This window comes from Marisediminicola sp. UYEF4, assembly GCF_040546025.1.
Taxonomy (GTDB): domain Bacteria; phylum Actinomycetota; class Actinomycetes; order Actinomycetales; family Microbacteriaceae; genus Marisediminicola.
The window spans coordinates 55,920-76,084 of record NZ_JBEPNA010000002.1; the positions used below are offsets into that span (position 1 = coordinate 55,920).

At 70.0% G+C, this 20,165-nt stretch carries 14 protein-coding genes; 10 read left to right on the forward strand and 4 right to left on the reverse strand.

The window, feature by feature from the left end:
* Positions 1-19: 19 nt before the first annotated feature.
* Together ABIB15_RS03235 and ABIB15_RS03240 are read right to left on the reverse strand one after the other, a co-directional pair.
* Positions 20-403, reverse strand: coding sequence for a hypothetical protein (locus ABIB15_RS03235; protein ID WP_354475237.1), 384 nt, complete (start codon positions 401-403; stop codon positions 20-22).
* Between the two features lie 75 nt (positions 404-478).
* Positions 479-832, reverse strand: coding sequence for a DUF2834 domain-containing protein (locus ABIB15_RS03240; protein ID WP_354475239.1), 354 nt, complete (start codon positions 830-832; stop codon positions 479-481).
* A 39-nt stretch (positions 833-871) separates the two neighbouring features.
* Here ABIB15_RS03240 and ABIB15_RS03245 point away from each other — a divergent pair, with 39 nt between their 5' ends.
* Positions 872-1,735 carry a hypothetical protein gene (locus ABIB15_RS03245; protein WP_354475241.1) on the forward strand — a complete coding sequence of 288 codons (864 nt, stop codon included), beginning with the start codon at positions 872-874 and terminating at the stop codon, positions 1,733-1,735.
* A 6-nt stretch (positions 1,736-1,741) separates the two neighbouring features.
* Here the strand turns inward: ABIB15_RS03245 and ABIB15_RS03250 are convergent, their stop codons facing one another.
* Positions 1,742-2,764 (reverse strand): LacI family DNA-binding transcriptional regulator, encoded by a 1,023-nt coding sequence (locus ABIB15_RS03250; protein ID WP_354475242.1) that lies wholly within the window; start codon positions 2,762-2,764, stop codon positions 1,742-1,744.
* Positions 2,765-2,994: 230 nt separating this feature from the next.
* On the opposite strand from ABIB15_RS03250, the gene ABIB15_RS03255 reads away from it, so the two are divergent.
* From ABIB15_RS03255 to ABIB15_RS03295, 9 genes are all read left to right on the forward strand, one after another.
* Positions 2,995-5,055 (forward strand): beta-galactosidase, encoded by a 2,061-nt coding sequence (locus ABIB15_RS03255; RefSeq protein ID WP_502908904.1) that lies wholly within the window; start codon positions 2,995-2,997, stop codon positions 5,053-5,055.
* Positions 5,056-5,080: 25 nt separating this feature from the next.
* Positions 5,081-6,007, forward strand: coding sequence for a carbohydrate ABC transporter permease (locus tag ABIB15_RS03260; RefSeq protein ID WP_354475244.1), 927 nt, complete (start codon positions 5,081-5,083; stop codon positions 6,005-6,007).
* The gene (locus ABIB15_RS03265; RefSeq protein WP_354475245.1) at positions 6,004-6,921 is read left to right on the forward strand and encodes a carbohydrate ABC transporter permease; all 918 of its coding nucleotides are present in this window, start codon (positions 6,004-6,006) and stop codon (positions 6,919-6,921) included. Before ABIB15_RS03260 ends, ABIB15_RS03265 begins: the two co-directional genes overlap by 4 nt.
* Positions 6,922-6,977: 56 nt before the next feature.
* Complete coding sequence (locus ABIB15_RS03270; protein WP_354475246.1) at positions 6,978-8,312, forward strand: ABC transporter substrate-binding protein; 1,335 nt, start codon at positions 6,978-6,980, stop codon at positions 8,310-8,312.
* A gap of 50 nt (positions 8,313-8,362) precedes the next feature.
* Positions 8,363-10,414: an alpha-galactosidase gene (locus tag ABIB15_RS03275; protein ID WP_354475542.1), complete on the forward strand. Its 2,052-nt coding sequence runs from the start codon at positions 8,363-8,365 to the stop codon at positions 10,412-10,414.
* A 477-nt stretch (positions 10,415-10,891) separates the two neighbouring features.
* Positions 10,892-11,167 carry a hypothetical protein gene (locus ABIB15_RS03280; RefSeq protein ID WP_354475248.1) on the forward strand — a complete coding sequence of 92 codons (276 nt, stop codon included), beginning with the start codon at positions 10,892-10,894 and terminating at the stop codon, positions 11,165-11,167.
* A 365-nt stretch (positions 11,168-11,532) separates the two neighbouring features.
* Positions 11,533-12,342 (forward strand): DnaE2-dependent mutagenesis accessory factor ImuA', encoded by an 810-nt coding sequence (gene imuA' / locus ABIB15_RS03285; RefSeq protein WP_354475249.1) that lies wholly within the window; start codon positions 11,533-11,535, stop codon positions 12,340-12,342.
* Positions 12,339-13,910, forward strand: coding sequence for a DNA polymerase Y family protein (locus tag ABIB15_RS03290; protein ID WP_354475250.1), 1,572 nt, complete (start codon positions 12,339-12,341; stop codon positions 13,908-13,910). Before imuA' ends, ABIB15_RS03290 begins: the two co-directional genes overlap by 4 nt.
* Positions 13,910-17,413: an error-prone DNA polymerase gene (locus tag ABIB15_RS03295; protein WP_354475252.1), complete on the forward strand. Its 3,504-nt coding sequence runs from the start codon at positions 13,910-13,912 to the stop codon at positions 17,411-17,413. Before ABIB15_RS03290 ends, ABIB15_RS03295 begins: the two co-directional genes overlap by 1 nt.
* On the opposite strand, the gene ABIB15_RS03300 is transcribed toward ABIB15_RS03295, so the two are convergent.
* Positions 17,372-20,053 carry a hypothetical protein gene (locus ABIB15_RS03300; RefSeq protein ID WP_354475254.1) on the reverse strand — a complete coding sequence of 894 codons (2,682 nt, stop codon included), beginning with the start codon at positions 20,051-20,053 and terminating at the stop codon, positions 17,372-17,374. The two genes, ABIB15_RS03295 and ABIB15_RS03300, sit on opposite strands and share 42 nt — an antisense overlap.
* Positions 20,054-20,165: the final 112 nt, after the last annotated feature.

A 20,165-nucleotide genomic window follows, 5' to 3' on the forward strand; every position in this document is an offset into this window, starting at 1 on the left:
CCGTTCACTCAAACCCGGTTCAGCGCACGACACTCCACTCGTCGGCGGTGATCATGCCGACCGTCACCAGCCCGACGACGGCGATCGCGATCATGCAGGTTGCCATGATGGCGAGGCGGAATCGGCCCCCCGTGGTCGTGAATCGCACGACGACCATGACGAGGTAGATCGCGGCGAGCACGACGATTCCGACGACCGCGACACCCGGGGGGCCCAGTCCGATGAGCGGGGCGAGCACGGCGATGGCGGTGACGGTGAGGATCCCGCCGACGATGATCCACGCGAGACCGCTCGAGGAGGTCAGGGCGGGCTGGTTGCGCACGAGCGTGGGATCGGTCTCGCGCGCCCGCCGTTCCGACTGCTCGTTCGGTGTTGGTGCGGGCGGGGTCGATGTGGGTGTCATTGCTCGCTCCCTCCCCCAGCGCTGCAGCAGGCAATCCGCCGATAGTCCCAACGCAACACCCGCGATGGGGTGGACTCAACCCATTGACAGGGCGACGAGGCGGCGTTCGCGCATGGTGAGAAACAGCGGAAAGGTGAACGCGAACGCGGTCAGCGCCGACAGTGCGATGTAAAGCCAGGCCCGCTTCATCCCCAGCCTCCTCGCCTCCACGATGATCAGCACGCTGCCGGCGATCGCGACGATGAGCAGATCGATCCCGAGCGAGCCGACAGCCGGGCCCGACCCGAACCAGTCGCCGAGGAAGTCGCGCCCCGATGCTGCTGCGATCACGTTGAAGGCGAGCGTGCCGAGAAGGCCGAGGATGCTGAGCACGAGAAACGTGATCGAGGTGGCGTTCCAGTGCTGGGTGAGTGTCGATTTCGTGGCCATGGTCACATTGTCGACCACGCGCACTGGAAGAATGGGGACGTGACTATCGCCACGCCTCCCCTCGGTCTCCTGCTTGACGTCGACGGTCCCATCGCGAGCCCCGTGACCCGAACCATCGCGATCGAGACGATCACGAAAGACCTCGTGACTCTCGCCAACCGGGGCATCCCTGTTGTGTTCAACACGGGGCGCTCCGACGTGTTCATCCGCGACCAGGTGGTCAAGCCCATGCTCGCGGCCGGCCTCGCCATGGATGCGCGTGTCTTCGGGGTGTGCGAGAAGGGCGCCGTCTGGTTCGGTGCCACGATGACGAATTTCGCCGGGGTGCAGGTCGACCGGAGCCTCGCGCTGCCCGCCGGCATCGTCGCCGAGCTGCGCGCCCTGTTCGACGCGCGGTACAGCGACACGATGTTCTGGGACGACGGCAAGCACGCGATGGTGTCGCTCGAACAGCGAACGGACGTCACCCCGGGTGAGTTCCTGCCGCAGCGCGACCGGTTCGCCGCGGACGCCTTCGACCTTCTCGAGCGGCACGGCGTCGGGGCCGAGCTCGGCGAACGCTCCAGCGCGCATCCGGTATCCGTCCGGATCGAGCCGACCGTGATCTCGACCGACATTGAACGGGTAGCGCTGGGCAAGGCGCTCGGCGCGGAGCGCGCCCTGTTGCTCTTGGCCGACTCGGGGCCGATCCCGAGGCTCTGGCGCACGGTCGGCGACTCGCGCAGCGACTACGGCATGGCGGACCACCTGCACCACAACGGCTTCGACGTCGCGCACGTCGATGTGCGCCCTGCCGACGGTATCCCGGACAAGCCGTATCGGGTGATCACGCAGGGTGACCTCATCCACGACGAAGCCGGAGCCGAGTTCCTCGCGCACTGGGTTCGGGAGTTTGCCGGCTAAGACGGCTCAGGCCGAGTCGCGCCAGACGATCGAGGTCGGCAGGAGGGTGCCGGAGTCCGGTACCTGTTCGCCGCGCAGCTGCGAGAGCACCCGCTCGGCCGCGAGGCGTCCGAGCGCGTCGGCGGGCTGCCGCACGGTCGACAGTGTGGGCTGGCAGCGCAGCGCCCAGGCGCTGTCGTCGAACCCGACGATGCCGACGTCGTCCGGCACGTGCCGCCCTGCCTCGCGCAGGCCGTCGAGTGCGCCCGCGGCGATCGAGTCGGATGCCGCGAAGACGCCGTCGATGTCGGGGGCACGGCTCAGCAGCTCGCGCATGCCGCTCAGCCCTGTGCCGTGGGAGTAGAGCGGGTAGTCGACGACGAGGCTCGGGTCGAAGGCGTCGCCGAGCGCGGCGCGGAAGCCAGCCAGGCGGTCCTGGCCGGAGTCTCGGTCGAGGGCGCTCGCGATCATTCCGACCCGCCGGCGCCCGGTGGCGAGCAGGCGCTCGGTGATTGCCTTCGCACCGGCGAAGTTGTCGATGCCGATGAAGGGGATGCCCTCGATGTCGGGCGGGTGGCCGACAAACGCCGCGGGGATGCCGAGCTTGACCACGGCGTGGGCGATGGGGTCACCGGAGCGGGCCGAGATGATGATGACACCGTCGACGAAGCCGCCGCTGAGGTACTCGGCGACCCGGTCGCTGTCGCGGTCGGAGTCGATCACGAGGGAGACGAGCTGGTAGTCGGCCTCCGAGAGGATCGCGTTGGTACCCAGCAGGATCGCGCCGATCACCGGGTCCTCGAGGAAGAGGGAGTGCGGCTCGTGCACGATGAGCCCGATCGCGTGCGACTGCTGCGTTTTGAGGTTGCGGGCGGCGGTGTTGCGCACGTACCCGACCTTGGCGATCGCGGCCTCCACGGCGACGCGCGCGTCGTCGGAGACGTAGCGCTCGGCATTGATGACGCGGGAGACGGTCCCGCGCGAGAGCCCGGCCTCCGCGGCGACATCGTGGATCGTCGCTCGGCGCGGACGCGCAGCACCAGTGGCCATGAACTCACTGTAGTGCTCGCGTGGATGCTGGCCGCGTGGTGCAGCCCGCGGAGTTCGTCGGGAATGTGTTTGACAAATCGAAACGCGACTGGCTACTCTGGGATCGTTCACAGAGCAGCTGCGAATTTCTTTTTTTCGCAGTCTGGGAACGTTCACAGACCTACGCTTGACCGCACGCACCGCATCCGCACCGCAGCGCACAGCCAGACCAATGACGATCGAGGCCCTTTTTGTCCAGGACGACAGACCACGCGCCCGCAGCCGCCCTCGCACCGGCGGTCCGCAGCCGGTTCGCCTCCGTCGGAATCGAATACGGCTGCGACTACAACCCCGAGCAGTGGTCCCGCGAGGTCTGGAACGACGACGTGCGGCTCATGCGCGAGGCCGGCGTCACGCTCGTCGCGATCAACGTCTTCGGCTGGGCCGTGCTCGAGCCGCGCCGCGGCGAGTTCGACTTTTCCGGCCTCGACGCGATCGTCGACCTGCTGCATGAGAACGGCATCGGCATCAACCTCGGCACCGGAACCTCCTCCCCTCCCCCGTGGCTCACGCGGCAGCATCCGGAGATCCTGCCGATGGCCGCCGACGGCACCCGCCGCTGGCCCGGTGGCCGTCAGGCCTGGTGCCCGAGCTCGCCCGTCTTCCGCGAACACGCCCTCCTGCTTGTGACCGAGGTGGCGAGGCGCTACGGCAGCCACCCCGCGGTGCGCCTCTGGCACGTCTCGAACGAACTCGGGTGCCACAACGCCCTCTGCTACTGCGATGTCTCGGCCGAATCGTTCCGCGGCTGGCTCGAGCGCCGCTACGGGTCGATCGACGCCCTCAACGAGGCGTGGGGAACGGCGTTCTGGAGCCAGCGCTACTCGGAGTGGGCCGACGTGCTCCCGCCCCGGGCGACCCTCTCCGCGGCCAACCCCACCCAGGCGCAGGACTTCTCCCGGTTCAGCTCCGACGAGCTGCTCTCCTACTATCTCGCCGAGGCGGGCGTGCTGCGCGAGCTGAGCGCGGTTCCGGTCACCACGAACTTCATGATCACCGCCCACATCCGCACCCAGGACTACTGGAGCTGGGCGCCCCACGTCGACGTGATCGCCAACGACCACTACCTCGACCACCGCCTCGACGACCCGCACCAGGAGCTCGCTTTCGCAGCGGACCTCACGCGAGGCCTCGCGGGCGGCGGGCCGTGGGTGCTGATGGAACAGGCGACAGGATCGGTCAACTGGCAGCCGCGCAACATCGCCAAGGGTCCCGGCGAGATGGTGCGCAACTCGCTCTCGCACCTCGCGCGCGGCGCCGACGGCATCTGCTTCTTCCAGTGGCGCGCCTCGGCCTCTGGCAGCGAGAAGTTCCACTCCGGCATGGTGCCCCACGCGGGCACCGACACGGGCATCTGGCGCGACGTGCTCGAACTCGGCCGCGTGCTCGGCGCGCTCGGCGAGGTCGCCGGCTCCCGGGTCGTCGCGGATGCCGCCATCGTCTTCAGCTGGGACGCCTGGTGGGCCGTCGACTTCGAGTCGCGCCCCTCCGGCGACCTGCGCTACCTCGACCAGGTGCACCGCGCGTACCGTGAGCTCTGGGACGCCGGAATCACCGTCGACATCGTCGCACCGGGCGCCGACCTGTCGGCCTACCGGTTCGTCGTCGTCCCGTGCCTGTATCTCGTGACGGAGGATGCCGCGCGCGGCATCCGGGACTACGTTGCCCGCGGCGGCCACGCCCTCGTGACCTTCTTCAGCGGCATCGTCGACGAGAACGACCGGATCCTGCTCGGCGGGTACCCCGGCGCGTTCAAGGAGATGCTCGGTGTCGTCACCGAGGAGTTCTTCCCCCTCGGACACGGAGACACCGTCGCTCTCGACGACGGCTCGACCGCGACGATCTGGACCGAGTGGATGCACGCGCGCGGCGCCGAGGTCATCGCATCCTACGCCGACGGCACGCTCGCCGGAGTGCCCGCGATCACCAGGAACCGGCACGGAGACGGCGTCGCCTGGTACCTCGGCACGGCGCTCGAGTCCGGGGCGCTCGGGCGCCTGCTCGTGCGGGCGAGCGGTGAGGCCGGAGTGAACCCGACCCGCCTGGCCGGCGCGCCCGGCGTCGAGGTAATCCGCAGGGCCTCCGCCGACAATGTCTACCTCTTCGTCATGAACCACACCGACGAGCCCATCAGCCATCCCGCCACGGGTACCGAACTCACCCGCGGTGGCCAGGTCGATCACACGGTCGACGTTCCGGCCGGTGGAGTGCGGGTCATCCGCACCCCGCTCCAGCCAGCCAGCACCATTTAGATCCCCCGCAGCACAAGGAGTCACCATGACAACGATGTCGACAGCCACCTCGCCGCCAACGGAGAGCCCCGGCGCCCCCAAGCGCAAGGGCCTGAGCCAGCGCCGCGCCATCATCACCTTCGTTGGGCCGTTCGTCGTCCTGTTCGCGCTCTTCTACATCGTGCCGATCGCCTACGCGATCTACCAGTCGTTCCTCACGGTCGAGCGCGACGGCACCTTCGGCCCCGCCACCCAGGTCTTCGGTGGGCTCACCCAGTACGTGGCGGTCTTCCAGAACGACGAGTTCTGGGCATCCGTCGTGCGGGTGCTCCTGTTCGGCGTCGTTCAGGTGCCGATCATGCTGGGCCTCGCGCTCCTGTTCGCGCTGCTGCTCGACTCCCCGCTGCTCAAAGGAAAGAAGTTCTTCCGACTCGCGTTCTTCGCCCCTTACGCCGTGCCCGGCGTCATCGCGGCGATCATGTGGGGCTTCCTCTACTCGCCGACCCTGTCGCCGTTCGCGCCGGTCACCCAGAACGTCAGCTTCCTCTCCGCCGACCTCATCCTCTGGTCGATCGCGAACATCGTCACCTGGGTGTACGTCGGCTACAACATGCTCATCATCTACTCGGCGCTGCTCGCCATCCCCACCGAGATCTATGAGGCGGCGAAGCTCGACGGTGCCAACAACTGGCAGGTCGCGTGGAAGATCAAGATCCCTCTCGTGACGCCCGCCATCATCCTCACGGCCGTGTTCTCGATCATCGGCACGCTGCAGCTGCTCGCCGAGCCGCAGACCCTGCGCAGCTTCAGCACCGCCATCAACAGCACCTTCACCCCGAACCTGGCCGTGTACACCACGGCATCCGTTCCGAACTACAGCCTCGCCGCCGCGATGTCGGTCGTGCTGGCACTTGCGACCTTCGCACTCTCGTTCGCGTTCCTCAAGGCAACCCAGAAGAAGGCATTCGCATGAGCACCTCATCCATTGCACGGCGAAAGGCCCCGGTCGCCGCACCGTCGCGCCAGAACGGCGGATCGACGCGGGAGAACCCCATGTCGCGCAGCGCCGCAATGCTCATCATGGGCGTCTTCACGCTCTACTTCCTCACGCCCATCTGGTGGCTGTTCGTCTCCTCCACGAAGGATGTCGGGGAGTTCACCACGACCCCGCCGCTGGGCTTCACCGCCGACGCGATCCCGAACTTCTTCGGCAACATCGGGCGGCTCTTCGCTTACAACGACGGCATCTTCCTCAAATGGATCGGCAACAGCGTGCTCTACGCCGGCGTCGGCGCCCTTCTCGGAACCCTGTTCGCGGCGATGTGCGGCTACGCCCTGGCGAAGTACAACTTCCGGGGCCGCGAAGCGGTCTTCAACCTCGTACTCAGCGGTGTGCTCGTGCCCGCGACCGCGCTCGCCCTGCCGCTCTTCCTGATCTTCAGCCAGATCGAGCTCACCAACACCTACTGGGCTGTCTTCCTCCCCAGCATCGTGAGCCCGTTCGGGGTGTACCTCGCCAGGATCTACGGCTCCTCGAGCGTGCCCGACGAGCTTCTCGAGGCCGCCCGCCTCGACGGCTCGGGCGAGATTCGCACCTTCTTCACGATCGCCGCGCGGCTCATGTCGCCCGCCCTCGTGACCATATTCCTGTTCCAGTTCGTCACGATCTGGAACAACTTCTTCCTGCCGCTCATCATGCTGCGGGACCAGAGCCTGTTTCCGGTGACCCTCGGTCTCTATGCCTGGAACAGTGCGATCGGCCAGAACCCAGAACTCAGGTCGTTCGTCATCATCGGCGCATTCGTGTCGATCCTGCCCCTGATCATCGCGTTCCTGAGCCTGCAGAGGTTCTGGAGCGGCGGCCTCGCCGCGGGCAGTGTCAAGTAGTCCATTCCCACCAGCCGGTCTCCCTCCGGTTACACCGCACACGAAAAGGACAGAATATGCAACGCAAATTCAAGACAGTCGCTATGGCAGCGGCCGTCGTCTCCTCGCTCGCCCTCGCGGGCTGCGCGACCGCATCGGACAGCGCTGCGCCCGGCGAAGCGGCCGGCGACTGCGCTCCCTCCGACGGTCCCGTCGAACTGACCTTCACCAGCTGGGTTCCCGGAATGGACAAGGTCGTCGAACTGTGGAACGAGCAGAACGAGGACATCCAGGTCGAGTTCCAGACCGGCCCGAACGGCAACTCGGGCACGTACCAGAACTTCTTCAACGAGATCAAGGCCGGCAACGCGTCTGACGTCGGCCAGATCGAGTACGACGCCCTGCCGAACTTCCGCGTGCAGGACGGCCTCGAGAACATCGCCGCCTGTGGCGACATCCTCGCCGCCGGCGACGACTTCGTCGACTGGACCTGGAGCCAGGTCACGTTCGGCGAGGACAACGCCGTCTACGCCATCCCGCAGGACAGCGGCCCCATGGCGATGTACTACCGCGCCGACCTCTTCGAGGCCGCCGGCATCCCCGTCCCCACCACCTGGGAGGAGTACGCGGCCGCCGCGGCGCTCATCAAGGCCGAGGGCTCCTACATCACCAACTTCCCGAAGACCGACGTCAACTGGTTCGCGGGCATGGTCTGGCAGAACGGTGGCCAGTGGTTCTCGAACGACGGTGACAACTGGGGCGTCGAGCTGACCTCCCCCGAGTCGATCGAGGTCGCCGACTATTGGCAGACGCTGATCGACAACGAAGAGGTTTCGGCGCTCGCATCGTTCTCGGACGAGTGGAACAACTCCTTCGACACGGGCCAGCAGTGGACCTGGATCTCCGCCGTCTGGGGGGCCTCGACGCTCTCCACCGGTGCCCCGAACCAGGCCGGCAACTGGCGCGTCGCTCCCATGCCGCAGTGGGAAGCCGGCGGAGAGGACGCCGGCAACTGGGGCGGATCCTCCACCGCAGTGCTCAAGGGCTCTGACCACCCGTACGAGGCCGCGCAGTTCGCTCTGTGGCTGAACACCGACCCCGATGCCCTCGCCATGGCGAACGAGCTCGGCGGCCTGTACCCGGCGTCGAAGGAGGGCGCGACCCTTCCCGCGTTCACGGGCGAGTCGGAGTACTACGGCGGACAGAAGATCTACGACGTCTTCGCTGAGGCCTCGGCCAATGTCATCCCCGACTTCCTGTGGGGACCGACTATGACCCAGACCTACACCGACGTCTCGGACGGCTTCGGCACGGTCCTCGGCGGCAGCGGTACTCTTGCTGATGCCCTCGCGGCCGGCGGCGAGAAGACCGTCGAGGCGCTCAAGGCGCAGTCGATCCCCGTACAGGAGTAGCTCACATCCATCGCATCATCCACCTCCGCGCCTCGGGCACCAGTCTCGTACTGGATGCCCGGGGTGCGGGGGTTCCCTTTTTTCTGCACTGGGGCTCGGACCTCGGAGCTGCCTCGGATGCCGAACTCGCGCGGCTGGCCGACGCGATCGCGCCGGCTGTCTCACCCAGCTCGATCGACGGGCAGCTGAGGCTGAGCCTCGTTCCCCTCGAGAGCGAGGGTTGGAGCGGGCTGCCCGGCTTCGCCGGAGCGAACGATGCGGGACCGCTGTCGCCGGCCTTCCTGCTCACCGGCATCGAGCAGACCAGTGGAAGCTCGATTCTCGTGCGGCTGGCCGACGAGACCACCGGGCTCGAGCTCGACGCCTCGATCGGGATCGACTCGCACGGCGTGCTCGAGTGCCGCAGCACCGTGACGAACCGCGCCCCTGCCGCCTTCACTCTCTCCCGCCTCGCGGTCACCCTGCCGCTTCCGGCCCGCGCACGCGAGCTCCTCGACTTCACCGGCCGCTGGTCGCACGAGCGCCGGCCGCAGCGCCGCAGCCTCGACCACGGCTCCTGGAGCCGGCAGTCCCGGCACGGGCGCACCGGCCACGACAGCCCCTTCGTGCTTGTCGCGGGAACCGAGGGCTTCGGCTTCCGCTCCGGCGAGGCATGGGCCCTGCATGTTGCCTTCAGCGGCGACCAGCACCTGAGCGCCGACTCCCACGCGACGGGCCACGCGCTGCTCTCCGGCGGCGAGCTGCTTGCCCCGGGCGAGGTGCGGCTTGACAGGGGGCAGAGCCACCGGTCCCCCGCCGTCGTGGCCGCCTGGTCGGCCGACGGACTCGACGGGATCAGCGCCAGGTTCCACGATCGCGTGCGCGAGCGGCATCCGCTCCCTGTGCGCAAGGTCATCGTCAACACCTGGGAGGCGGTCTACTTCGAGCACGCCGTCGACCGCCTCACCTCCCTCGCCGAGACCGCCGCGGCGGTCGGCGTCGAGCGCTTCGTGCTCGACGACGGCTGGATGACCGGACGCACCGACGACCGGCGCGCGCTCGGCGACTGGACCGTCGACCCGGACAGATGGCCGGGCGGCCTGCATCCGCTCATCGACCGTGTGCACGCCCTCGGCATGGACTTCGGGCTCTGGGTGGAGCCGGAAATGGTCAGCCTCGACTCCGACATCGCCCGCGCGCACCCCGACTGGCTGCTGCGCGGCCGTGCCGACCGCCTGCCTCAGCCGTGGCGGCAGCAGTTCGCGCTCGACCTCGGCAACCCCGACGCGTTCGAGAACATCCTCGGGCAGCTCACCGCACTGCTCGACGAGTATCCGATCGCCTACCTCAAGTGGGACCAGAACCGCGACCTGCTCGGAGGCTCGTCGCTGCGGCAGACCCGCGCCACGTACCGGCTCATGGACGGTCTGCGCGAGCGCCACCCCGGGCTCGAGATCGAGTCGTGCTCCTCCGGCGGCGCCCGCGTCGACCTCGGCGTGCTCGAGCGCACCGACCGCATCTGGGTGAGCGACACCAACGACCCGCTCGAGCGGCAGTCGATCCAGCGCTGGACCGGGCTGTTGCTGCCCCCCGAGTACCTCGGCAGCCACCTCGGCGCCCCAACCGCGCACACGACCGGCCGCACGAGCGACATGGGCCTGCGCCTGGCGACCGCGTTCTTCCTCTCCGCCGGCATCGAGTGGGACCTCGGGCAGGCGGATGCCGCCGACCTCGCCGCCATTCGCACCTGGATCGCGCTCTACAAGGACTCGAGGGCGCTGCTGCACTCCGGGCGGACGGTGCGGGCGGATGCCGCGGATCCGGCCATCCTCGTGCACGGCGTCGTCGCGCCGGATGCCGCGATCTTCGCGGTCGTCTGCCTCGCGGCGCCGCGGGATGCCGTGCCGGCTCCCGTGCTCTTTCCCGGGCTCGACCCCGACACGAGTTATCGGGTCGAGGTGCTCGACCTCGGTGCCGGCCCGCGCGTGATGCAGGACCAGCCGCCGCCGTGGACCTCGTCGGGCGGCCTCGTGCTCTCCGGGCGGGTGCTCGGCGCGGTCGGCATCGCGATGCCGCTGCTGCTGCCGGCGCAGGCGCTCGTGCTGAGGTGTGTGGCGGTCTGAGCCTGTGCAACCGGCCATCCGGCAGTGTCGGCGCCCGTTTGTGGCGTTTGCGCCCGCTCGTGCGGGCGCATTCGTCACAATCGGGCGCACTCACCCGTCTCACGTCACAATCGGGTGCAACTCCGGCGATTTTTCGCCGGGCCCTGATGTAGTCCTGCGTTTCCGAGCGGTGGAAGCCGCCGCACCCGCATTTCACCTGAGTTGCGCACGTACGCGACGTAAATCCTGCCGATCTCACGAGATCTCACAAGACGATCTGCAGTGTCGGCGCCCGCGCATGACAAATGCCCCCGCTCGTGCGGGGGCCGATGTCACAAATGGGAACATTCACGCCATTTCGCCGACTGCGACTGCTGCAATAGGCGCCTGCCGATTGGTGTCGCTCTCGCACTCACGCTCTCAGGGTGCTCGGGCGATGCGCTCGGCTACGCCGGGGCTGGGCAGAGCCAGATCACGCTGCCAAGCAGGTACGACCATGTGCTCGCCGGGGTCCCGCTGCAGAACACGGGCGATGGCGATCTCGAACTAGTGGGGGTTGCCCCGTTCGGAGTCGAGAACGTGGAGATCGGCCGCACGGCGGTCACGCCAGTGCAACTGCTCGACGACGGCATCAGTATCGGGGCATCGCCCTGGCCGCTGGAGGGGACCGACCTCGCGGCGTGGCAGGAGCGCGAGGCGGTCGCCGGATTTGTGTTGCCGCCCCTCCGAGGAGACCGACTGGACGGTTGTCTACGAGATTCGCTGGACCGATGACGGCGGGGAGGGCAGAGTCACCGGTGTCGAGGTCGTTTATCGCAGTAGCGGCATCGAGTTCAGCGAAACGATCGATGCCGGTGTATGTTTCTCGCCGGTCGGGGCCGAGGGTGCCTGTCAAATGCCTAGTGACTGAACACCCCACCGGGGGATCGACACCGGCGGGGTGTTTCATGCATGATGGCGCACGTAACCGAGGAGATTCGGCGCCACGCCGGGTAGATCGACCAGCCGATGCGGCGTGGCGCTGAAACTCCTGCGAAGCGTGCGTCGGTGGGTGCCGTGACGGGGTGCGGCGACATGCTCGGGTGGAGAGTCCGCGACACGCCGCAGCAATGTCGGTGGCAATTGACATCATCGAATGTATGTTCGAATATGGGAAGATGCTTCACGCCGCAGTTCTCGCCGATCCCTTCGAGGGGGACCAGGGACACGACGCTGCCCCGGGCGCCACCCCCGCCGGCAGCACCGGCACCCCGGGCGAGACGGTGCGCGAGCTGCAGGCGCGCATCCGCCAGATGCAGGGCACCAGGCTCGACACCCGCAGCCTGCCGACGCATCCCGCGATCGCGTCGCTGCTGCCCGGCGGCGGGCTCAAGCAGGGGGCGGCCTATTCCGTCGAGCGGTCGGCCACGCTGCTGATGGCCCTGCTCGCCGGTCCGTCGGCCGCGGGGTCCTGGTGCGGTGTCATCGGCGTTCCCGAGTTCGGAGTCGAGGCGGCCGCGCGCCACGGCATCGACCTCGACCGGCTCGTGCTCGTGCCGCACCCCGGAGACCAGTGGCTCGGCGTCACGGCCGCCATCGCCGACGTGCTCACGGTCGTCGTCACCCGTCCCCCGCGCCAGGCGAGCGACTCGAGCATCGCGCGGCTGGCCGCCCGGCTGCGACAGCGCGGGGCCACCCTCATCGTGCTCGGCCCGTGGCCCCAGACCGAGGCCATGCTGAGCATCTCGCACAGCCGCTGGAGCGGCATCGGCAACGGGCACGGCCACCTCGCCGCGCGCGAGGCGACCGTGACCGTCAGCACCCGCACGAGCGCCCGACCGCGCAGCGCGCGGCTCTGGCTGCCCGGCCCCACCGGCCAGGTCAGTCGCGCCGAGGCGCACCCGCTCGCGTGGCAGGGCGGCGGCCCCGTCGGCATGCCGGCGCTGCCGCAAGAGGTGCTTGCCGGATGACCGCGACCTCGCCGACCTCGGTCACACGCACGATCGTGCTCTGGTGCCCCGACTGGCCGATCGCGGCGGCCGCGCGCGCCCACGGCCTTGCGCCCGGTTCCACGAACACGGATGCCGCCATCGCCCTCATCGAGAAGGGCCAGGTGTTCGCGTGTTCCGCCGCGGCCCGCCGGGAGGGCGTGAGGCGCGGCCTCCGCGTGCGCGAGGCGCAGAGCCGGTGCCCCGACCTCGTCGTGCTGCCCTACGACGCTGCCGTCGACATCCGCGCCTTCGACCCGGTGCTCGAGGCAATCGAGGAGGTGACCTCCGGGGCGCAGCTGCTGCGGCCGGGCATGTGCGCAATCCGCTCCCGCGGCCCGAGCCGCTTCTACGGCAGCGACGACGAGGCGGCGCTGTGGCTGCTCGACACCCTCGACGCCCTCGGCATCGACTCGCGGGTCGGCATCGCCGACGGACCGTTCACCGCCGAGCACGCCGCCCGCAGCGCCGTCCGACCGCGCATCCGGGTCGTGCCGGAGGGCGGATCGGCCGCCTTCCTCGCTCCCCTGCCGGTGCGGATGCTCGACCGCCCCCCGTTGACGACCCTGCTGCAGCGGCTGGGCATCCGCACCCTCGGCGAATTCGCCGCGCTGCCGGCCGCCGACGTCGACGCGCGTTTCGGTCGGGAGGGCGCCCACCTGCACGCCCTCGCCGGCGGGCTCGACAGCCGCCGGGTCATCCCGCGCACGCCCCCGCGCGAGCTCGACAGCGTCATCGAGTTCGAGCCGCCGCTCGACCGCATCGACCAGGTCGCATTCGGCTTCCGGGCATCCGCCGACAGCTTCATCGAGGCCATCACGGCCGCGAAGCTCGTCTGCACGAGCATCAGGGTCGAGATCGACTCGGATGCCGGGGAGACCTCCGAGCGCACCTGGCTGCATCCGCGGTCCTTCACCGCCGCCGATGTCATCGACCGCATCCGCTGGCAGCTGCAGGGCGGCGGCAGCGAGAGCGGGCTCAGCTCGCCGGTCAGCTACGTGCGAGTCGTCCCGGAGGCCGTTGACGCGATCGGCAACCACGAGCAGGGGCTGTGGGGAACCGCCGCCGACGAGCGCATCCACCACGGGCTCTCCCGCGTGCAGAGCATGCTCGGCCACGGTGGGGTGCTCACGGCCGTGATCGGGGGCGGACGCACGCTCGCCGACCGGCAGAACCTCATCGCCTGGGGCGACCGGCCCGCGGCGGACCGCGACCCGGCGCCGCCCTGGCATGGCAAGCTGCCCGACCCGGCACCGTCGACGGTGTTCGAGAAGCGCCTGCCGGTCACGGTCGTCTCGGCGGCGGGAGAGCCCCTCACGGTCGATGAGCGCGGCGTCCTCTCCGCGGAGCCCGCCGGCCTCTCCTCCGGCACCACGGTTCGCCGGCTCACCGCCTGGGCGGGTCCGTGGCCGATCGAGGAGCGCTGGTGGGTCGAGGGCGCGGGGCGGTCAGGCAGGTGCGACCGGTTCCAGGTCGTCGACGACACGGGGGTGGCCTGGCTGCTGGTCAGCGAGGGTGCGCTCTGGTGGGCCGAAGCGAGGTACGACTGATGGGCTGGAGCAATCCCCCGATCCCGTGGTCGGAGTTCGAGCGCACCCTTTCCGACCAGCGGCGCCCCGGCGCTCCCCCGGCCGGCGCCGACGGCGGCGACAGCCCGGCCTGGTCGGCCAAGCGCCAGCCGTACCAGCCGCCCGTCCCGCCCACGGAGGCCGACGCCCGCCCCGCCGAGACCGTGCCCTACGCCGAGCTGCACGCCCACTCGAACTTCAGCTTTCTCGATGGGGCGTCCTCGCCCGAGGAGCTGCTCGAGGAGGCGGCCGCGCTCGGCCTGTCCGCGCTCGGCCTCACCGACCGCGACGGCCTCTACGGCATCGTGCGGATGGCGGAGGCCGCCGAGTCGCACCCGAGTATCGCCACGGTGTTCGGCGCCGAGCTGTCGTTGGGCCTGAGCGCACCCCAGCTGGGCGTCGCCGATCCGGAGTGCAGCCACCTCGTCGTGCTCGCGCGCCGTGAGGAGGGCTACCACCGGCTCGCCGGCGCGATCACCGCGGCCCAGCTCGCCGGCGGGGCGAAGGGCCGCCCGGTGTACGACCTCGACGACCTCGCCGAGCGGGCATCGGGAAACTGGATGCTGCTGACCGGGGGCCGCAAGGGCCGGGTGCGCCAGGCCCTGACGGGCACGCTGCCGGGCGAGGCGCGGATGCCGGGCGAGACGCCGCGCCTGGGTGGAGACGCGCCAGGCGGCGGAGGCGAGTCGCGCGAGGGCATCGCCGCCGCCGTGCGCGAGGTCGACCGGCTCGTCGACCTCTTCGGCGCGGACAACGTCGTCGTCGAGCTCTACGACCAGGGCAACCCGCTCGACAGCGACCACAACGACGCGCTGTTCGCCATCGCGCAGCGGCGCGGGCTCCGCGCGGTCGCCACCGGCAACGTGCACTACGCGACCCCGAGACAGCACCACCTCGCCACGGCACTCTCGGCCGTGCGCGCCAGGCGCAGCCTCGACGAGATGGACGGCTGGCTGCCGGCATCCGGTGCCGCGCACCTGCGTTCCGGCCGCGAGATGGCGGCGCGGTTCTCCCGCTACCCGGGCGTCGTCGAGCAGAGCGTCGGGCTCGCCGCCGACCTGAGCTTCCGGTTGCGGAGCGCCCGCCCCGGCCTGCCGAAGCAGGAGGTGCCGGAGGGGCACACGCCGATGAGCTGGCTGCGGCACCTCGTCTGGCAGGGCGTCGCCGAGAAGTACCCGCGGCTCACCCCGGAGGACCGCCGGCGCATCGAGCGCGAGCTCGAGGTGATCGAGCTCAAGGACTTCCCCGGCTACTTCCTCATCGTGCACGACATCGTCTCCTTCGCGAAGGCGCGCGGCATCCTCTGCCAGGGGCGGGGGTCGGCGGCGAACTCCGCCGTGTGCTTCGTGCTCGGCATCACGGCCGTCGACTCGATCTTCTACAAGCTGCCATTCGAGCGGTTTTTGTCGAGCATGCGCGACGAGGAGCCCGACATCGACGTGGACTTCGACTCCGACCGTCGCGAGGAGGTGATCCAGTACGTCTACGGCAAGTACGGCAGGCAGAACGCCGCGCAGGTCGCGAACGTCATCAGCTACCGGCCGAAGTTCGCGGTGCGCGACATGGCGAAGGCGCTGGGCTACTCCCCCGGCCAGCAGGACGCCTGGTCGAAGCAGGTCGAGCGGTGGGGCGCCACGGTCTCGAGCGAGGACCACGATATTCCGGACGCCGTGATCGGCCTCGCGCACGAGGTGCTGAAGTTCCCCCGCCACCTCGGCATCCACTCCGGCGGCATGGTGCTCACCGACCGCCCGGTGGGCGAGGTCGTGCCGATCGAGCACGCCCGCATGGAGAAGCGCACCGTGCTGCAGTGGGACAAGGACGACTGTGCCTGGATGGGGCTGGTCAAGTTCGACCTGCTCGGCCTCGGGATGCTCGCCGCGCTGCAGCACACCTTCGACCTCGCGGCGGCGAGCCTCGGCGAGAGCTGGACCCTCGCGACCCTCCCGCGCGAGGAGGCGGGTGTCTACGACCAGTTGTGCCGCGCCGACTCGATCGGGGTGTTCCAGGTCGAGAGCCGCGCCCAGATGGGCCTGCTGCCGAGGCTGCAACCGCGCCGCTTCTACGACCTCGTCGTGCAGATCGCGATGATTCGCCCCGGCCCCATCCAGGGCGGCGCGGTGCACCCGTTCGTGCGCCGGAAGCTCGGCACGGAGAAGGTCACCTACCTGCATCCGAAGCTCGTCGAGCCGCTCGAGCGCACCCTCGGCATCCCCGTCTTCCAGGAGCAGCTCATGCAGATGGCGATGGCCGTCGGCGGCTGCACCGGAGAGGACGCCGACCTGCTGCGCCGGGCGATGGGGTCCAAGCGCGGGGTCGAGCGCATCGAGTCGCTGCGCGCCAAGCTCTACGCCGGCATGGCAGAGAACGGGCTCACCGGCGAGACCGCCGACGAGATCTACGGCAAGATCCAGGCGTTCGCGAACTTCGGATTCGCCGAGAGCCACTCGCTCAGCTTCGGCCTGCTCGTCTACGCGAGTTCCTGGCTGCGCCTGCACTACCCCGCCGCCTTCCTCGCCGCCCTGCTGCGCGCCCAGCCGATGGGCTTCTACTCCCCGCAGACCCTCGTGGCCGACGCGCGGCGGCACGGCGTCGAGGTGCGCCGTCCCGACATCCTCCGCTCGGGGGCGGATGCCGGGCTCGAGGCGCTCACCAGCAGGGCGCCGGATGCCGTGACGCTGCCGACCGGCTCGGCACGGTGTCTGCACTTCGAGCAGCCTCCGGTGCCCGTCTTCGACCGCACCGCCCACTTCGACTGTGACGACCACCGCAGGGACGGTGCGTTCGCCGTGCGGCTCGGGCTCGCCGAGGTGCGGGGAATCGGGGCGGCACTCGCGCGGCGCATTGTCGAGGAGCGCGAGGCCGGCGACTACGCCGATATGCCCGACCTCGTGCACCGTGTCGGGCTCGACACCGCGCAGCTCGAGTCGCTCGCCGCCGCCGGTGCCTTCGAGGCGTTCGGGCTGACCCAGCGCGAGGCGCTCTGGGCGGCCGGCGACGCCGCCCAGAACCTGGCCGAATACCTGCCGGGCAGCCATGTCTCGGTGCAGCCTCCGCTGTTCGAGCTGCCGACCGAGGCCGAGACGCTCGTCTCGGACCTCTGGGCCACCGGGATCTCCCCCACCGACCACCCCCTCCGCCACGTGCGGGAGGCGCTCGAGGTGCGCGGGGTGCTCTCCTCCGCCCAGCTGCGGGTCGCGGAGTCGGGGCGCCGGGTCGAGGTCGGCGGGGTGGTCACCCACCGCCAGCGTCCGGCGACGGCGAGCGGGATCACGTTCATCAACCTCGAGGACGAGACCGGGCTCGTCAACGTCATCTGCAGCGTCGGGGTGTGGAACCGTTACCGGCGCATCACCAGGGAGGCACCGGCCATCATCGTGCGCGGGATCCTCGAGCGATCCCCCGAGGGTGTCGTCAACCTGCTCGCGGACCGCTTCGAGGTGCTAGCGCTCACGGCCAGGACGACCTCGCGCGACTTTCGGTGACGCGGCCACGCCGAGCCGACACAGCACCTCGCGCAGGGCGGCCTGGTACTGCGGGGTCAGCGGGTGGTGCCCGTGGGTGGCGATCGTCGGCAGGTAGGTGCGCAGATCGAGTTCGCTGGCGCCGTGGTCAACCCCGTTGCCCTCCCGATAGCTGGCCGCCGGAAAGCCGAGGAAGTCGGTGCGCCGCCACAGGTTCACCCAGGCCGGGTCCGACCCACCCGACCGGAGGATGTCGGCCAGGCTGTCGGTCCGGGGCCGCGCCGCCGGAGCCTGCTCATCCTCCCGCACCTGCGCGAGCCACGGGTCCGACGCTATGAGCGAGGGACCGGCACACGGCCGGGTCCCCATCACCTCCGCGCCGAACAGCTCGGGGAAGAACCGCCCGAAGTACGGGCGCAGTTGCACTCCGTAGGTGATCAGCCCGACACGGCCCATGGGCACGTCGCCCTGCCCCCGCAGCGCGAAGATGCAGGCGGTCGCGAGCACGGCGCCGAGGCTGTGCGCGGACAGGATGACGTAGCGCTTCGGGCTGCTGCCGGCCGGAGACATCCACTCCCGGATCCGGCGGTTGACCTCCGGCACGACCCTCTCGGAGTAGCACGGCGGACCGAACGGGTGCCCGGCCCTCGGCAGAAAGCAGATGAGGTCCCACAGCAGCCCGATGGGGCGCTCCTTGGTCGTCAGGGCGTTCGCGGCCACTGCCGCGAAGGCGGCCGCGGCGATGGCCGCGAGAACGGCGAGGGCCACATCCGGGGCTTGCTCGACGATGCTGTTCACGGCGGCTCCCGGACCGCCCGCGAAGATCTTCTTCAGGTCGGGGGCCGCCGTGAGGGCGAGCGCGACCCCGAAGAACGCCGAGAGGGTCCCCAGCACCGGCTCCGCCCGATGCAGGATGCCGGCGGTGCGGCGGGCGACGAGCACCCGCGGCGGCGGCGGCTCCGCAACCGGGATGCGCGCCGGCCCACCGCTGCTGTAGCTCGCGAGCGCGTAGCGCTCGTAGCCGGGAATCTCGTCCACAGTCGGCGTCGTCACACCCGGATAGCCGACCAGGTGGCGGGCGAGGACGACAGCCACCCCGACCACGAAGAGCACGACGATCACCAGGAACCAGAGGGCGAAGTCGGCCCAGACCCCGGGAACCTGGAGCGTCGGCGACGGGATGCCGCTCGCGTTCGGGCGGGACAGCCAGGCGGCGATCCCAACGACCAGCACCGTCGAGAGGGCCATGGCGATGCCGAGGGCGAGCAACAGCACGACCCCGGGGCCCGCGCCGCTCCACCCCTCCCGTGGCCGGCGGTGGGTATGCCGGGGGATGACGGCGACGGCGACTTGCACCCAGAGGGCGATCCCCGCGATAGCGACGTAGACCCACGGCTCCTCGGCGCCGAGTGGAAAGGCGTCGACGAGAAAGTAACGCGAGAACGGCACCGCGATCACGATGCCGACGAGCGTTGCACTGAGGACCGGTGGTACGCCCCGGCGCCAGCCGAGAGCCGAGATCGCGAGCACGAGCAGGATGCCGATGAGATTGCCCGGCGTCGAGACGAGCCCGAGGAATGGCGAGCTCACCGCGGCGATCGCCCGCCCGGCGATGCTCGTGGCGACGGCGGTGCCCAGCAGCACCACCAGGCTTCCCACCAGCATCCACAGTGAGGAGCGGCGGCGGGCGAGCAGTCCCCGCCCGGGAGTGCCGGGCACGACCAGGAGGACGACAAGGCACAGTCCGAGGGCGGCGACCACGAGGCACGCGGTCGTCCAGGGGTTGGATGCGAGCGGGCCGGTCGAGAGGCAGTCCGGCGAGAAGAACCTCTCTGGGCTGTCGCACTGCGGGAAGTTCGAGAAGAGCTGGTCCCACGCGAGCATCGCGGCGAGGAGGAACGCCGTTGCGGCCACATGCAGTCGCTCGATGCCGCCGGTGACCCTCGACCTGCTCCAGAATCCGCGGGTGGCGAGCACCGGCCACGACAGCCCGGAGGTCTGGGCGGCGGTCATCAGCGCGACGCTCGCCTCGTAGCGTGCCCGGGCACGGGCGGACAGCAGGTAGAGCACCAGCACGCCGGCCAGTGGAACCGCGGCGAAGATGGCCAGGCGCGTCGCGCGCGGGATGCCCACCAGTGCCGCGAACTGCTCGGGAAGGCCCGCGCACAGGCCGCTCGCCCGGTAGCACTGCACGCCGACCAGCTCGATGCTGACCGTTCCGAGCGCCATCACATACAGCAGGGTCAGCCCGAGCCCGAAGGCGCGCACGTAGCCGGACCCGTGGCCGCCCTCCCAGACGTGCGGGTCGCCCTGGTCGGGAATCCGCCTGGTCCAGTAGGCGACATTCACCAGGCCGAACGGGAGCAGCAGGAACCAGCCGACGTGCACGACGAGCTGCCCGATACCGGCGAGAGCACCGCCGTCGGACCTGGCCAGCGCTCCCCACGAGTACGCCTCTCGGCGCACGCCATCGGGAGCCGCGGATGCCCGCTCGCGCCAGAAGCCGCCGAGGTCGTCGCCTCGATCCCGGGTGATGTCGTCCACCTCGCGTTCGAGCATCTCGGCCGGAGGGGTGTTCTTGATGCCGTGGATGCGCAGCTCGAGCACCCTTTCAGGGTCGTCGGCATGGCGTCGCGGGCGAAACCTCTCGAATACCAGCATCCCCGCTCCCATCGTCGGATGCGGGACACGATACTCGCGGCGAACGGCCCGGTCCACGGGCACCCCGGACGGGGCCGACGCACGGGCGCGGGCACCGTCCACAGCATCCGCC

Excerpts from the sequence above, each read along its gene's own strand:
- ABIB15_RS03235 (WP_354475237.1), bottom strand. The coding sequence starts at position 403 with ATGACACCCACATCGACCCCGCCCGCACCAACACCGAACGAGCAGTCG.
- ABIB15_RS03240 (WP_354475239.1), bottom strand. The coding sequence starts at position 832 with ATGGCCACGAAATCGACACTCACCCAGCACTGGAACGCCACCTCGATC.
- ABIB15_RS03250 (WP_354475242.1), bottom strand. The coding sequence starts at position 2,764 with ATGGCCACTGGTGCTGCGCGTCCGCGCCGAGCGACGATCCACGATGTC.
- ABIB15_RS03260 (WP_354475244.1), top strand. The coding sequence starts at position 5,081 with ATGACAACGATGTCGACAGCCACCTCGCCGCCAACGGAGAGCCCCGGC.
- ABIB15_RS03265 (WP_354475245.1), top strand. The coding sequence starts at position 6,004 with ATGAGCACCTCATCCATTGCACGGCGAAAGGCCCCGGTCGCCGCACCG.
- ABIB15_RS03270 (WP_354475246.1), top strand. The coding sequence starts at position 6,978 with ATGCAACGCAAATTCAAGACAGTCGCTATGGCAGCGGCCGTCGTCTCC.
- imuA' (WP_354475249.1), top strand. The coding sequence starts at position 11,533 with ATGTTCGAATATGGGAAGATGCTTCACGCCGCAGTTCTCGCCGATCCC.
- ABIB15_RS03290 (WP_354475250.1), top strand. The coding sequence starts at position 12,339 with ATGACCGCGACCTCGCCGACCTCGGTCACACGCACGATCGTGCTCTGG.
- ABIB15_RS03295 (WP_354475252.1), top strand. The coding sequence starts at position 13,910 with ATGGGCTGGAGCAATCCCCCGATCCCGTGGTCGGAGTTCGAGCGCACC.
- ABIB15_RS03300 (WP_354475254.1), bottom strand. The coding sequence starts at position 20,053 with ATGCTGGTATTCGAGAGGTTTCGCCCGCGACGCCATGCCGACGACCCT.